Origin of the sequence: Paenibacillus sp. YAF4_2 (genome assembly GCF_052113225.1) — a bacterium.
Taxonomy (GTDB): Bacteria; Bacillota; Bacilli; order Paenibacillales; family Paenibacillaceae; genus Pristimantibacillus.
The window spans coordinates 35224-50498 of sequence record NZ_JBFRCT010000010.1 but is presented as its reverse complement, the minus strand read 5'-3'; the positions used below and the strand labels follow the sequence as shown (position 1 = coordinate 50498).

Annotated in this window: 11 protein-coding genes; all 11 read right to left on the bottom strand. The window is 49.3% G+C overall.

Annotation, left to right across the window (positions count from 1 at the left end):
• Window positions 1-11: 11 nt before the first annotated feature.
• Entirely contained in the window at window positions 12-1508 is a 1497-nt protein-coding gene (gene yycH / locus AB4Y93_RS21965; RefSeq protein WP_441895075.1) for a two-component system activity regulator YycH, read from the bottom strand.
• Window positions 1505-3355, bottom strand: a complete 1851-nt coding sequence (walK, locus tag AB4Y93_RS21960) for a cell wall metabolism sensor histidine kinase WalK (protein WP_441895073.1) — start codon at window positions 3353-3355, stop codon at window positions 1505-1507. The genes yycH and walK overlap by 4 nt, the downstream gene beginning before the upstream one ends.
• A complete protein-coding gene (gene yycF, locus AB4Y93_RS21955) occupies window positions 3352-4116 on the bottom strand; it encodes a response regulator YycF (RefSeq protein ID WP_441895071.1) in 765 nt (254 codons plus the stop codon). The genes walK and yycF overlap by 4 nt, the downstream gene beginning before the upstream one ends.
• A gap of 179 nt (window positions 4117-4295) precedes the next feature.
• On the bottom strand, window positions 4296-5858 hold the full coding sequence (locus AB4Y93_RS21950) for a peptidoglycan DD-metalloendopeptidase family protein (protein ID WP_441895069.1): 1563 nt from the start codon (window positions 5856-5858) through the stop codon (window positions 4296-4298).
• Window positions 5859-5996: 138 nt separating this feature from the next.
• Window positions 5997-6677, bottom strand: coding sequence for a hypothetical protein (locus AB4Y93_RS21945; protein WP_441895067.1), 681 nt, complete (start codon window positions 6675-6677; stop codon window positions 5997-5999).
• Window positions 6678-6819: 142 nt separating this feature from the next.
• A complete protein-coding gene (locus tag AB4Y93_RS21940) occupies window positions 6820-8106 on the bottom strand; it encodes an adenylosuccinate synthase (RefSeq protein WP_441895065.1) in 1287 nt (428 codons plus the stop codon).
• Between the two features lie 199 nt (window positions 8107-8305).
• On the bottom strand, window positions 8306-9679 hold the full coding sequence (gene dnaB, locus AB4Y93_RS21935; RefSeq protein ID WP_441895063.1) for a replicative DNA helicase: 1374 nt from the start codon (window positions 9677-9679) through the stop codon (window positions 8306-8308).
• Window positions 9680-9977: 298 nt separating this feature from the next.
• The gene (rplI, locus tag AB4Y93_RS21930) at window positions 9978-10424 is read right to left on the bottom strand and encodes a 50S ribosomal protein L9 (RefSeq protein WP_167281248.1); all 447 of its coding nucleotides are present in this window, start codon (window positions 10422-10424) and stop codon (window positions 9978-9980) included.
• Entirely contained in the window at window positions 10421-12382 is a 1962-nt protein-coding gene (locus AB4Y93_RS21925) for a DHH family phosphoesterase (protein WP_441895061.1), read from the bottom strand. Before AB4Y93_RS21925 ends, rplI begins: the two co-directional genes overlap by 4 nt.
• Window positions 12383-12402: 20 nt before the next feature.
• Complete coding sequence (locus tag AB4Y93_RS21920; RefSeq protein WP_441895503.1) at window positions 12403-13323, bottom strand: DUF2232 domain-containing protein; 921 nt, start codon at window positions 13321-13323, stop codon at window positions 12403-12405.
• A 98-nt stretch (window positions 13324-13421) separates the two neighbouring features.
• Window positions 13422-15251, bottom strand: coding sequence for an amidohydrolase family protein (locus AB4Y93_RS21915; RefSeq protein ID WP_441895059.1), 1830 nt, complete (start codon window positions 15249-15251; stop codon window positions 13422-13424).
• Window positions 15252-15275 lie beyond the last annotated feature (24 nt).

Genomic DNA, 15275 nt, shown 5'->3' with positions numbered 1-15275 from the left:
CTCGTGCAGACTTATTCCTTGCTACCCTTATCTGGTGCTATTGAATCCTGTAATTGATTCGAGCCCTCGAACAAGCTGTTGCTGTTACCATCCTTGGATGCTGTCTCTTGAGCCTTGGAATCAACCTCGTCCGTACCTGTCTCTTCCCCCGTATCAGACGTATTCCCTAAGTCAGTCAGGTTCTTCGCTTCTTGCGGGACAAAGCCAGTTGGATACGCCTCGGTCAGTATCTCCTGCGTACCATCCTCGAGCTGAACCGCCCAAACGGGGATAAACTTCAGTTCATTGTTCTCGAGCGGCACCGCCTTCAATGCAGGGAACAGACGAACAACCTCTGAACGACGGTCATAGTGTTCAAGCGTATTACGCAGCTGGGCTCCGCCCGGCAGCCATCTTGCTTCTCTTGATTTGGATTTCTCCGCAAGCGTAATCAAGGATCGGCTGTATTCCGTCACCACACCTTGCTGCAGCGTCAGCCGTATACTGCCATATTCGAAGTCTTTTGTTTCAATAATCGGTAAGTTATCTACATACTGCTGGAACTCTGCATATTTGCCAGTCTTGCTCTCTACGTTCATCACTGGATTGATGAAACGGTGTATACCGTCCCATCCGCCGTGATCGTTGATGAACTCAATCGAAGCGAACACGTTCTCACTGAGCAGATTCTCCTCACTTTGCGAGGCGGCCGGATTCGTATAGATCATCCACATGCCCTTCTGCTCAATCTGCAGACCACGTTTACCGTCCGTAAAAATCTGCGAGCCGCTTCGGTCATAAAGCGCCTTCGTAGTCGCCGGATCAAAGTACATCTGCTGCATCAGCTCGGAGGAGTAAATCTCATAAGGGAACACCATCTGCACGGATTGAATTGGCTGCTTCGGCAAATAAATGCCGTCCGTCGTCATCTGGTACTTCGGCTGATACTCACCAAAGCCAACATAGTCCTGAACATCGCGAACCGTGAGATCGGCCTGTGTCGATTCATATACCTTCTGCCCATCGCTGCTAAAGAAGAATGTTCTGACCTCCTCTGAATCGGTCGCCTTGAAGATCCAGATCCGGTCAATCATTTCACCTAGGAAGAGCAAATCTCCCTGCACCTTAAGCAGCTTCTTCAGCAGCTCTACCGGAATGCCATTCTGGAAGCGCAGCTCCACGCCAATATCGTTCTTCCGCACTTCATCCCAATTGAGTATATTAGCCGGATTCCGTTGGAAACCTTTAAATTCACGCCCCTGGATACGATCCTTCAAAATCATATTGTAAAACGTTGTTCCGGGGTATAACACGGTATGTTCGTTGCCGCCAAAGTGGAGGACGATCTCTTCTGGGAAAATAACATTTTCCACGCTTGTCTTTTTGCCCAGTGGATCCGCATTAACATAATCCTGATCCGTCTTAACCGTTGCGCCAAGACCTGGCATGCTGTAAGCGAGAATATACGATTGGATCAAGCTGAGAGTAACCAGCATAACGAGCAAGAGCGTCTTCGCTTTCTCCATCATGCGGTCTCACCTTCCTCTTGCAGCACAGGCAGCGTGAACGTCACCGTCGTGCCTTCGTTCAGCTCGGACTTCAGAGATATCGTGCCGCCATGCGCTTTAACGATTTCCCGGGCAATGGATAAGCCTAGGCCAGTGCCGCCCATATTACGTGATCGAGCCTTGTCCACCCGGTAAAAACGATCGAAAATACGGGATAAATCTTTTTTCGGAATACCAATACCTGTGTCCTTCACGCTGATCGCAATCGTACCGGCATCCTGCTTATGGGCGCTGAACTCAATCGCTCCACCTTCGAGTGTATATTTAATCGCATTGGATATTAAATTATCCAGCACTTGGTCTATCTGGTCGCGGTCAAGCCATGCCGACTTCAAATCGCGGTCGACAACAATCATCGCCCGAATGTTCTTCTGCCGCAGCTGGAAGGAGAATCGGTCCGTCACCTCATCCAGCATCTCATGGATGTTGGTCTTCCGCCGCCGGAGCGGCGCTTGGTTAGAATCAAGACGAGACAGATGCAGCAGATCGGTTACGAGCCTGATCATCCGTTCGGTCTCATTGCGGATAACCCCAACGAATCGCTCCGACAGCTCCCGCTCATCAAGTGCACCGTCGTTAAGCGCTTCGGCATAACTCTTAATCGTGGTGAGCGGCGTGCGCAGCTCATGCGAGACATTCGCAACGAACTGGCGGCGTGACTGCTCCAGCTTTTCCTGCTCGGTAACGTCTTGAAGCACCGCAATCGTCCCTGTAATCCCTTTGTCACGGCGGTGAATAGGCGTGAACGTCACGCGGAGGATGCCCTCCGCATCATCGTCACCTGGTTCTTCATCATCCTCGCGCGATAAGATGACGGTCTGCTCCCGCCCCTGCTGCAGCTCCTGGTACTTCTGCTCCGGCATGCCAAGCAGATCAGGCAGATTGCAGCCTTCGCAGGTGCGAACATCCAGCATCTCGAGTGATCGCCGGTTCCAGACGATCACCTTGCCATTCTCATCAGCCGCAATCACACCGTCGCTCATGTTCGACAGAATGGAGGCGAGCTTCTCATTCTCTTCCTCATTGACCGAGAGCGCCTCTTTCAGCCGAATGGTCATATCATTAAAGGCTAGACTAAGCCTGCCAATCTCATCATCACCAAGAACAGGCACCTGAAGATCAAACTTCCCATCCGCCACTGCGGCCGCCTGCCTCGTCAGCCCTTGAATTGGACTCGTAATGGTATGGGCCAGCAGAATGCCGAGAATACCGGTCAGGCCAAGCGCGATAAGCGTACCGGAGAAGAAAATCTGGTTAACTCTGTTCACTGTATCGTACAAGCTGTCCATTGATGCGACCATGTAGACCGCACCAACGACCTTATCGTTATCGTTATAAGTGACAGGAAGAGCGATAATTTTTTTGCGGATGCCGTTCTCATCAATAATCTCTTCTTCATTATCCGAAATACCGGTTAACGCGCGGCTTACCGCAAGTGACGTATTCTTCTTCCCAATATAGGATTCGGGCACCTGCAGCGATGTCGCGACGACACGTCCGTTCCCATCCAGCACCTGCACCTCCGTGCCGCTGATGCTGAATAGGTTACGGACGACAAGGCTCAGATTCTCTGTGCTCTCCGTATTGGCTTCACTGTCGCTTGTTGGCTTAACTGATAAATTAGGCGCTGCCAGCTTGGAGAGAATATCCGCCTGCTCCTTCATATTGGTCGTAAAGTTATCCGTTAGTGATGCTTTTACCGTACTGATGAAGTAAACGCCAATCAGCTGCATCGCGACCAGAATGAGCAGAAGATAAATAATAACCAGCTTTACTTGAATGGTGCGAAAAAACCGCCGACCGCTCATGCGTAGCCGAACCCTCCCGACTTCGGATTACGCATCATATAACCAAGGCCGCGGCGGGTCATAATATATTCGGGACGGCTCGGATCATCTTCGATCTTCTCCCGCAGCCGGCGAATGGTCACATCAACCGTACGCACATCACCGAAATATTCAAAGCCCCATACCGCTTGCAGCAAATGCTCGCGTGTCATTACTTTGCCGCTGTTGCGTGCCATGTAATAGACAAGCTCATACTCGCGATGCGTGAGGTCAAGCGGTTCATTGTCCTTATACACCACATACATATCCGTATCAATAAATAGATTAAACAGCTTAAGGCCCTGCTTTTCTTCCGCGGCACCTTGGCTGCCATCAGCAGAAGCGTTATCCGCAGAAGCAGCAGCTGCTTCTGTTGATTTCTGCTGCCGGCGCAGATGCGCTTTCACCCTTGCAAGCAGCTCGCGTGTGCTGAACGGCTTCGTGACATAATCATCGGCACCAAGCTCGAGGCCTAGCACCTTATCAATCTCTGTATCTTTGGCTGTAAGCATAATGATCGGCATATGCAGACGCGTCCGTACTTCACGGCATACGTCCATGCCATCTTTTACAGGCAGCATTAAATCGAGCAAAATCAAATCTGGCTGCTCTTCGAACGCAAGGCGTACCGCCTCACCACCGTCGAACGCACAGATTACCTGATGCCCTTCTTTTTCTAAGTTGAATTTCAATATATCTGCAATGGGCTGTTCGTCGTCGACCACTAATATTTTCCCGTGCATCGTTACACCCGCCTGTCACTCGTCCTATTTTTACTCTTTTATTTTACCATAGTCGGTTTGCAAGTTCCCAATTAAAGTTCGTTCAGCCACACTCCAATAATACTCATAATTGGAGAAGTCCAGTTATATAAGAAAGGAGGCTGTCCTCTAACGGACAGCCTCCTTGGAAAATATATATATTATAAGTACTTTAACGGATTTTGCAAAACACCGTTTTTCGTAATTTCAAAATGCAAATGCACGCCAGTCGATTCACCAGTGCTGCCCATAATGCCGAGCTGATCACCTTTTTCGACAATCTGGCCTTTCTTCACGCTAATGGACTTCAGATGTCCATATAACGTTTTGTAACCATTCTTATGATTCACAATAATACAATTGCCGTAACCGGTTTTCTGACCAACGAATTCAATGACTCCGTTATCAGCTGCCATAATCGTGCGGCCGCCCGTCATATCGATGCCCTTATGCATCCGGCCCCAACGCTGGCCAAACTTACTTGAAAGCGACCACCCGGATACCGGTGAGGCAAAGTGTCCTGTACCTTCGCCGAGAATAACCTTTGTTCCTCTCAGAACAACCTCTGCTACCGGCTTCACAACAACTTGACTGTCCACGAGCTCTTCCGTCATCACCTTACCGTTCTGCTTCACAATCCGGTATGTAAGAGTCTTCTTCCCGCTCTGGCCTTCTGTCAGCACCTTCGATTCTCCAAGCTTCATCGAATCGCTCTTCCGAATTTCTACTGGTGCATCATAAGAGATCGTCTCTGTTGAACGCTCTTCTGTCTTTACCGTCAGTCCCGGCTGAAGCACGGTCAGATCAAGAACATCGCCCTCTTTGATCATGTCCTGCTCAATCCAGCCGTTGTTATCATAAATAACCTGCTCGGAAATTTTGAACTTATCGGCAATACAGCCGATGCAGTCGCCTTTTTGCACCGTATATTTGGTTGGCTTGTAGTCGCCCTTCACCAGCTTCAGGTACAATTCATTCGCGTCCATAATTTTGCTAGGGTCCGTCGCGACTTCTTCCGTCTTGACTTCCTCAACGAATTTCACACCCGTTATCTTGTTGCCGCTATTCGTCTTCTTCTCGGCCGTTGACTTGGAGGTAGACGTTTTCGAATAGGACAAGGTGGATACTTCCGTAGACTTCTTGTTTGCAGCTAACTGTGGAGCATATTTGCTCTGCACCCTTGTCAGAATCGTATCGGCCGTTTCCTGGTCCTTCACGATGCCAACAACCTTACCGTCAATAACAAGCTCCACGCCTTCCGCATGCGACGTCAGCAAGCCCTTCAGTGCTGCTAATGTCTCTTCCGTCTCCGGCTCTGCTTTAAAGCCGCTTTCACCGCTGTAAGTAATCTCACCTGCATCCAAAACCATGTTAAGCTTCGGATTGGTTTGCTTCACTTCTTCGGTCTGTTCCTTGATCAACTGATCGACTTCCGCCGGATCGCTGACCGAGCCAACCACTTTACCATCTTTATATACGTTGTAATAATCGACTGTATTCGCTTGTACGTATCCGGTTCCACCGATACCGGCTGCTGCGAGGATTACCAGCACCCCTGCTGTTAGCATGACAGGCTTTCTCTTCCATACCGCAGTATGGGACTTCTCGCCTGGGGATGGAGGCTGCTTCTTGCCTTTCGAGTCTTGCGGATCGGTAGGCCGAAAGAACTGAACTGCTAGGTTCAAAGTCTTCCGAAATCGATCCTTGGGGCTGAAAACGGTCATGATAGTCTCCTTTTCGCACTTTTCCTGCATGAAATTACGGGTTCCGACATGAAAAAAGACGAATGTCCTGTCGGATCACTCGCCTTACTTTAACATATGCTTAATAAACGCGGCAACCATTCTTGTCAAGAGTCAATATTAATATTTTTTCAGAATTCCCATCATTTGTTCATATTGATCACGATCGAGGTACTGCGCCATTAGCTGCTGAACCTGCGTAAGCTCCTCATCTGTCAGTCCGTTTTCCATGTATCCAGAGATCGTCTGCATAGCCTCTTGCGGCAGCTTGCTTATTAATAATCCAAACAATTGATCCTTATCCGCATCACTCATTTGACCCTTTACTGCATTCATATCCTCGGTTGTAATGGCTGTTTCCGAACCATCGATCGATGGAGCCTCATCATCATCCGTCTGGGCACTGCCTTCCGTTGTGCCTTCTGTTGTCCCCGTACTCGATTGCCCGCTTGCACCGCCTTCAGCCTTCGTACCACCGCCAACACCAATATCCGTAAGCGGCGGATTAGATGGCTGGTCGCCAAAGGCATCCACCGCAACCTTATCACCATTCCCGGACTCGTCCGTGCCGGTTTTCTCAGTATCGTCCTTCTGGACCGGCTCAGCGCCCCACAGCTTGCCCCATACACCGGACATGGCCATTGGCTGTACCTCCAGCGGCAAATTATACTGTTTCAGCAGCGTCTCTACATAACTACTAACGATATAACCAGTTGTCCATATGGAGAGAAAGCTGACGATGAGTCCCGCCGCTACGATTTTTGCTATCCATACGGCCGCTTTTAACCACATTGTGCTCATCCCTTTCCTTCTTCTATCTACCATTATGGTCAAAGAATAGGGTTAGCATTCCTATGAAACAATCTGATACATTCTTAGAATGAAAACAAAAGAGGATAGCCCCCGGCAATTTGCCTTGGGCTATCCTCTTTATCCATATATTCTATTTGTAGATTGCACGAACCGGATTTGTTTGCTCACGGTTACGCCCTACCGAGAAGATTGCAATTGGAATACCTGTCAGCTCGGATACGCGGTTCAGGTAGTTCAGCGTGTTAACCGGCAAATCTTCCAGCGTCTTCGCTCCTGTAATATCCTCGCTCCAGCCTGGCATTTCTTCATATACTGCTTCGCATTCCGCCAGCATTTTCAGGCTTGCTGGGTAATGCTCAATGACTTCGCCGCGATATTTGTAAGCTGTACAGATTTTCACTGTATCAATACCGCTCAATACGTCAAGGGAGTTAAGGGAAAGACCTGTAATACCGCTGACACGGCGAGCATGGCGGACAACAACACTGTCAAACCAGCCAACACGACGCGGACGGCCAGTTACTGTACCGTACTCATGACCTTTATCACGGATCAAATCGCCGATTTCATTAATTTGCTCTGTAGGGAACGGGCCGTCGCCTACACGAGTTGTATAAGCTTTCGCTACTCCGATAACCTGTTGGATCTTGGATGGACCTACCCCAGATCCGATACATACGCCGCCAGCCGAAGGGTTGGAGGAAGTAACAAATGGATAAGTACCTTGGTCGATGTCAAGCATAACGCCTTGTGCGCCTTCGAACAGCACCTTTTTGTTTGCATCGATTGCATCGTTCAGAACAACCGAAGTGTCCGTTACGTAAGGACGAAGCGTCTCCGCATAGCCTAAGTATTCGGAAATAATCGCGTCAGCATCAAGCGGCTCTCCGCCGTATACTTGTTGGATTACTTGATTTTTCTCTGCCACCTGACGGCGAGTCTTTTCTTCGAACTCTTCTGCATCCAGAAGGTCGGCGATACGAATCCCGTTACGAGCGGCTTTGTCCATGTAGCATGGGCCGATACCTTTACGTGTTGTACCAATTTTGTTATCGCCTTTACGGTCTTCTTCAAGGCCGTCCAGCACGAGATGATAAGGCATAATGACATGGGCGCGGTCACTGATTTTCAGGTTTTCGCTCGAGAAGCCATTGTCATGAATATAGTTAATTTCGTCAATCAGCGCTTGAGGATTAATAACCATCCCGTTACCGATGACGCAAGTTTTATTTTGATTAAAAATACCCGATGGAATCATCGTCAATTTGTACTTTTTGTTGTCAATGAGAATAGTGTGTCCGGCATTGTTACCACCTTGGTAACGAGCGACGACGTCGGCCCCATCCGCCAAGTAATCGGTAATTTTGCCTTTCCCTTCGTCTCCCCACTGCGTACCGACAACAACAACCGTAGACATAATCATACCCCCGTCCGGTGATTTTGCACACCGAAAATTACCGTCTTATCATTCGCCGAATCCGTGTTTCTTACTCAGAAACAGTCGAATTCAACGCAAAAGACAGCAATAACAGTGTAGCAGTCCCGTATAGAGAAGTCAAACAAAAAACGAACAATTGCACAGTCGCCCATACAATTGTTCGGATATGATACATAAGTTATGATGCCTGCGATGGGTCTTCATGCGTGCGGTCTAAGCTTACGAATTTATTAAAGTTTTTCAAGAATACAAGCTCAACCGTACCTACCGGACCATTACGCTGTTTGGCAAGTATGATCTCGATAATGTTCTTCTTCTCGGATTCCTTATCATAGTAATCATCACGATACAAGAATCCAACGATATCGGCATCCTGCTCGATCGAACCCGATTCCCGAAGGTCAGACATCATCGGACGCTTGTCCTGACGCTGCTCGACACCACGGCTGAGCTGCGACAGTGCAATAACCGGCACTTCAAGCTCACGGGCAATTTGTTTCAGTGTACGAGAAATTTCTGATACTTCCTGCTGACGGTTCTCACCCGCTTTGCCGCGGCCTTGAATGAGCTGCAAGTAATCGATCAGAATCATACCGAGGCCTTTTTCTTTCTTCAGACGGCGGCATTTCGCACGGATATCGGCAACCGTAATACCTGGCGTATCATCGATAAAGATTTGAGCTTCTGACAAGGCGCCAATCGCCATCGTCAGCTTCTCCCAGTCATCTCCCTCAAGCTGACCAGTCCGCATCCGCGTCGCATCTACGTTCGACTCCGCACACACCATACGTTGAACCAGCTGAGCCGCGGACATCTCGAGTGAGAAGATTGCGACAGTCTCGCGGGCACGTACGCCTACGTTTTGCGCAATGTTCAGAGCAAAGGCTGTTTTACCTACGGAAGGACGTGCCGCTATGATGATCAAGTCACTTCGCTGGAAGCCGGCCGTCATTTTGTCCAAATCAACGAAGCCCGAAGGAATACCCGTGGTCCCCGCTCCCTTTGTATTGTAGAGCGTCTCGACCTTCTCAAATACCTCCATTAACACATCACGGATCGAGATAAAGCCGCTGCTTGAGCGACGGTTCGAAATTTCAAGGATTTTTCTCTCGGCATCACTTAGAAGAATGCCGACTTCATCCTCGTTAGCATAGCCGTCGGACACAATATTCGTTGCCGTCCGGATAAGCCGACGCAGCATCGATTTCTCTTCCACGATCTGTGCGTAGTAATCGACGTTCGCCGCCGTTGGCACCGCACTTGCCATTCTAGCCAAGTACGACACACCGCCGATTTCCTCAATCAGCTGCTTGTCCTGCAAATGGGCAGTTAACGTGATGAGATCGACGGGCTGTCCGCTTTCACCGAGATCAACCATTGCTTCATAAATATGTTGATGAGGAACGCTATAAAAGTCTTCGCTGCGCAGCCGCTCCATCGCGGTGATCAGCGCCTCCGACTGAAGCAGGATCGCGCCGATAACGGCTTGCTCCGCCTCCAAGTTTTGCGGCGGCACCCGATCAAACATCAGCTCTGTACTATTCATGCTCATGCTTATGTGATCCTCCCCAAGTGTAAACGGCTGTCCCTTCCTACAGGGGACAGCATTCGTTTCGCGAATGAAATATAAGCATAATATAAAGAAAAACTTATACTTCCTTATATATAAAAAAGAATTACTTCGTACTCATCGAATCCGAATCCATTAAGCTACAACGATCAGTGTAGCAGTTGCGAGCCACCGAAAGCTATGGTAACTGTCGGCAGTATCTCTTTATACAACAATAGCGATGCTGAACACATCGCCATTGCTTCATTGTATGATTACGTTACTTGTTAGATCTAAACTACTACTCTTCCGTAACATGAACATTCAGCTTCGCCTTCACATCAACATGCAGCTTAGCCGGCACCAGCGTTACGCCAAGGGTACGAATTGCATCCTCAAGCTCGATTTTCCGCTTGTCGATTTTAACGCCTGCTTGCGCAGCCAGCGCTTCCGCGATTTGCTTGCTAGTGATAGCACCGAACAATCGTCCGCCTTCGCCAGCTTTAGCTTTAATTACGATCTTCAGTTCTTCCAGGCGCTTGCCCAGTTCAACTGCATCCGCTTTTTCCTTCTCTTTGCGTTTCACTTCCGAAGCGTTCTGAACTTCGAGTGTCTTCAAGTTGCCGTCGGATGCCAGCTTGGCAAGTCCTTGCGGCAGTAGAAAATTACGTACATAACCTTCAGACAGTTCCTTCACATCGCCCTTTTTACCTTGGCCCTTTACATCTTTTAAGAAAATCACTTTCATTCAAATAACCCCTCTTCCGCTTCAATTTGTGCTAATACGTCCTTCAGCTTCACCGCTACTTCTTGAACGGTGCCCTCCAGCTGGGCCGCCGCGTTCGTCAAATGACCGCCGCCGCCCATTCGTTCCATCACAACCTGTACATTCATATGCCCGAGCGAGCGGGCACTAATGCCGATTAACCCGTCAGGCCTTTCCCCAATGACGAACGAAGCATATATATCCGTCATATTAAGCAGCGTATCAGCCGATTGCGCGATGAGGAGCTGTGCCACCTTCTGGCCCGGCTCCGTGACCGCAATCGCCACATGTTCATAGAACACTTCCGCATGCTTGATAATTTCTGCCTTACGTACATACTCCTCAAGATCTTCCTTCAGCATCCGCTGAATCATCATCGAATCAGCGCCGTTGCGCCGTAGGAACGAAGCCGCGTCAAACGTACGGGCGCCGGTCCTCAGCGAGAAGTTCTTCGTATCCACCGTAATCCCCGCAAGCAGCGCTGTTGCTTCACGTACATCGAGCAGCACACGATCGTGAATATACTGGAGCAGCTCAGTCACAAGCTCACAGGTAGATGAAGCGTATGGCTCCATGTAGACCAGAATCGCGTTCGAGATAAACTCCTCACCGCGGCGGTGATGGTCAATCACCACAATTTTATTCGTCTGTGCAAGGATGCGAGGCTCCTTCACCATCGATGCTTTATGTGTATCGACAACAACCGCTAGCGTGCGGCCATCCGTTATACCAAGCGCTTGCTCCGGTGTAATAAACCTTTTCGCAAACTTCTCATCCTCACGCAGCAGCTCCATCATTTTCTGAATCGCAGGATTAATGCCTTCCAACACGATAAAAGCTTCCTTGCCAAACATCTGCGCGGCCTTCAGCACGCCAATCGCAGCACCAATCGCATCCATGTCCGGCATTTTGTGGCCCATAATAACCACATTACCGCTCTCGCGAATCAAGTCGCGAAGCGCATGTGCCACTACACGAGCACGCACGCGGGTACGTTTCTCTACCGCATTCGTCTTGCCGCCGTAGAATGACTGTCTGCCGCCTACCTTCACAGAAGCCTGATCGCCGCCGCGTCCAAGTGCGATATCGAGACTGGACTGTGCCCATTGGCCAAGCTCTACAATGCTTTCTGCTCCAGCAGCGAAGCCGATACTGAGCGTAATCGGGATCTTCTGGTCACCGGTCATCTCCCGCACTTCATCCAGAATAACAAACCGGGATTGCTCCAGCTGCCTCAGTGTCTTCTGATCCGTAATAAGCAGGAACCTGTCCGAGGTGACCCGCTTCAGATACAGCTGATAACGCTGCGCCCATTCGGTAATTTCGGTCGTCACCTTCGACTGAAGCGAGCTTCGCTGATGGTCGTCCATCCCTTGCGTTACTTCCTCAAGGCTGTCGATCATCACTACGCCCATCGCAAGCTTTTCCTCGTCGTACCGTTTGTTTAGCTGCCACAGCAGCGTAATGTCCTGAACGTACAGAATCCGTTCCTTTTGCTTGAAGATCAGCTGATAGACATGTCCGCCTACCGCAGCTTCAACGGTCCCTTCCTTGTCTTTCACCTGTTGAAGGGCCGGGAACAGCTCTGTCAGCGGCATCCCGATCACGGATTCCTGTCCCATGATTTGCGAGATAAAGGGATTATGCCATTCCACTGCCCGATCTTCATTATACAAAATAACGCCAAACGGAAGCTCACCGATGACGTCATTTCCGACCTTTTTAACCCGGTAGGATAACGTCCCGAGATACGACTTCAAATCTTTGCGGAAGGCCCGCTCCGCGAGCACCGTATAAATGGCCGCAGCAATCGTTAGAAGAAGCGCGATTAGCCCAAGCACCCACCAATACCAGGTGAGCACAACGGTCATGAGAACCATTAATGCGATAGACCAGACCTGATGCATGCCATGCCATCGCGTGACAAGAAACTTCGGCATTTCCTATTCGCCCCTATAGCTTATGATGATTTCGAAAACGACTTACGGATCGGAAAAGCAGCATCGAGTACGCCAATCAAGCTAAGCGGCGGGAACAACAGAAGCGGTATAGCGATAATAACCGGAACCGCCTTGTTCCATTTACGCTGATGCGCAATGTAGAAGAAAAATCCGATCGCTTGAATCGTGAACGCATACCGCATAAGCGGTACCAAATTCATAAGCGCTACGGAGTAGAAGGAACTGCTGTCGCTGGATACGAACATATTCAGAATGTACACGATCAAATAATAGAAGACCATGATTCTTGGAAGCATCCAGTCTTTTGCTTGTGGCATCTTCGGAATATCTTCATTAGAAGCCGCAAGCACTTTGCGGGCGAAATATTGCGTAATGACGGCATACACGAAGGAGATCAGAATGATCGCCTGCGGAATCGAATGGATCATCATTCGAATGAGAGATTCCGTATAATCGCTGTCCCATTCCTTCGGGAGCACGCCCTCCGAGCTCAGGTCACTCACTAATGTACGAACAAATTCACCAATTTGATCAATAAAAGATTGATTCAATACCCCCTCGAAAATAAGGAGCTCTGCCAGCAGACAGAATAAAATCGTCAGTGTTGTACGCCTTAATATACGAGGCGCTGACGCCCGTTTCCGATACATCTGTCCCATCATCATGGCGGGGATTAAGAAAAATAACGCGATAATTAGAACAGACGGCCCTAGAATAACAGCCGCTATAATCCATACCGGTACAAGATGCAGTAAAAAGGACCGTGTCGACAGCGTCGTGTACAAAACAACATAAGGCACCATCAGCAGCATCATCGTAAGTATGTTAAATCCAGGTACTGCCAATGACAAAATAAGAAGCAGAGACGCACCGCTCCATAGAACTGCTTTCATACTGGGCTTACCTTTCAAGCCGTTCACCTCTTGCATACATAATCAATTTACAAACATTCCACATCCCATTATATCATAAAAGCAAAATAGAACACGAACATCCTTTAGTCCGGTACCCATCGCACTTACTTCAAGCCTTGCAGGATCGATAACGGTACAAACATCCGGCTGCCAATTGAAATAAGCGCCGTCTTCTTGCCCGCAGCTTCAAGCTGATAGCCTCGTTCCAGCATAAGCTGTCCCTCAGCAGGAGGAACCTCCGCACCGCTGATTGCGGGTGGCGTTTGATTGCTGCGCGTTGCTGTAACAACATGCGTGGCTTTATTCCAAGCCAGCTTGAAGCCATTCTGCTCCAAAGAGTGGACATCTACGTATGGGGTTCCTTTGTAATCGACAATAGCATATTGGCGGATCCCCCAGCTCCGTTTATCCGCCCCTCCATTAACCCGTACAAACTTGCTTCGAATCGGCTGACCGATATGAACCGATTTATTCAGCTTCCCCTTATCCATGGCAAGCTGTCCTCCGACCAGTACATAACGAATACCGCCTGACAACTGTTCAGGATGCTCAACGGTTGATCGGTCTGTAATCGTCTTGTAGTCAAAGATGACGATATCGGCATCCATTCCTTTGGCTATACGGCCTTTCTTGCGTAAAGCAGGGGCCTGCTTCTCGAGCCGCTGTGCAGGCATCAAGCTTATCTTCGTAAGAGCCTCCATCAAAGATACGACCCGCTTCTCTCTTGCGTACAACCCAATCGTCCTGGCAAAGGTGCCGGAAGCACGCGGGTGATTGTTATTGCCCGGTTCCAGAATCGCATCACTGCCAATCATGACGAATGGTGCCTTCAAGGCATCTACCACATCCTGCTCCGGAATCGCATAAGCAACGGCTAGCTTCCCCTCAGCCCGGTAACGCCCGAACGTCTCTTCGGTAAGACGATTATCCGTACCCGCAATTTGCAGATCCTTAAACGTGATTCGGAACCTCGATTGCCAGCCTTCATCAAACCTGGCCGAGTTCAGGAACGTTCCCCAGTAATCGTAAGGGTAGACGCAGGACGTTATGTCTAATCCCTGTTTGCGCGCAGCATCCAGCAAGGCTAATGACTGCTTCATCGAAAAAGTACCGCCCGTACTGTTAAGATGATCGATATGAACGGCCGCTCCTGTTTTCTTCGCATAACCGATCAATTCCTTAAGCGCATCTAAATTCGTACCCGGCTCCTCCATATCGGAGTAACGGGCATGGAAGTAGACAGGTACGTTATAGTCATATGCCAGCTTCATAAGCGGGAGAATCTCGTCTGCTGTTATCCCCGGTACATATTCGAGGCTGAACGAAATGCCTAATGCTCCGTTATTGAGCGCCTGCTCGGCCTGCTTGACAAGCTGAGCAATCTGCTCGGGAAGTGCACTGTCATAGCGGCTGAGCTGATAACGATTACGGGCCTGTGTGTAAAAGAACGATGCCCCGAAATGAACAGGTAGCTGCTTCTTTTCAAAATACCCGTACCACTCCTCCGGTGTTGAGGTACCCCCATGCATCGCAATATTCGTTGTTACTCCATCTGCGATTTTGTTCCAAATACCAAGTGGATTCGGATCGTAGGAGAGATTATCGATAAAACCAGGAGCCACAACAAGCCCAGAAGCATCTACAACTCGTTTACCCTTCAGCGGCTTTGGTGTAACAATGGCAATTTGACCACCGCTAATACCTACGTTCCAGCCCTTTTTGTCCAGGTTCGTTTCCGGATTCATGACCCTGCCTCCGGCGATAACCGTATCATAGACCTTCTCCAGCTCCACTCGATTGACTACTTGTGAGGCCTCCAGGCTCGCCATGGCTTGGTACCATCCAGGGCAGCAGGCAATAACAGCGATAATTAATAAAACAAAAAGACGGTACCGTTTACGGTTTCCGTCTTTTTGGTGCTCATTCCTATTCATAAGCGCCTCCTGATGTTAACCCTG

Bases quoted from the DNA above. Each gene is read 5' to 3' on its own strand.
- AB4Y93_RS21950 (WP_441895069.1), bottom strand. From the start codon at position 5,858: ATGACCGTTTTCAGCCCCAAGGATCGATTTCGGAAGACTTTGAACCTA.
- yycF (WP_441895071.1), bottom strand. From the start codon at position 4,116: ATGCACGGGAAAATATTAGTGGTCGACGACGAACAGCCCATTGCAGAT.
- yycH (WP_441895075.1), bottom strand. From the start codon at position 1,508: ATGATGGAGAAAGCGAAGACGCTCTTGCTCGTTATGCTGGTTACTCTC.
- AB4Y93_RS21945 (WP_441895067.1), bottom strand. From the start codon at position 6,677: ATGAGCACAATGTGGTTAAAAGCGGCCGTATGGATAGCAAAAATCGTA.
- AB4Y93_RS21915 (WP_441895059.1), bottom strand. From the start codon at position 15,251: ATGAATAGGAATGAGCACCAAAAAGACGGAAACCGTAAACGGTACCGT.
- rplI (WP_167281248.1), bottom strand. From the start codon at position 10,424: ATGAAAGTGATTTTCTTAAAAGATGTAAAGGGCCAAGGTAAAAAGGGC.
- AB4Y93_RS21925 (WP_441895061.1), bottom strand. From the start codon at position 12,382: ATGCCGAAGTTTCTTGTCACGCGATGGCATGGCATGCATCAGGTCTGG.
- AB4Y93_RS21940 (WP_441895065.1), bottom strand. From the start codon at position 8,106: ATGTCTACGGTTGTTGTTGTCGGTACGCAGTGGGGAGACGAAGGGAAA.
- walK (WP_441895073.1), bottom strand. From the start codon at position 3,355: ATGAGCGGTCGGCGGTTTTTTCGCACCATTCAAGTAAAGCTGGTTATT.
- dnaB (WP_441895063.1), bottom strand. From the start codon at position 9,679: ATGAGCATGAATAGTACAGAGCTGATGTTTGATCGGGTGCCGCCGCAA.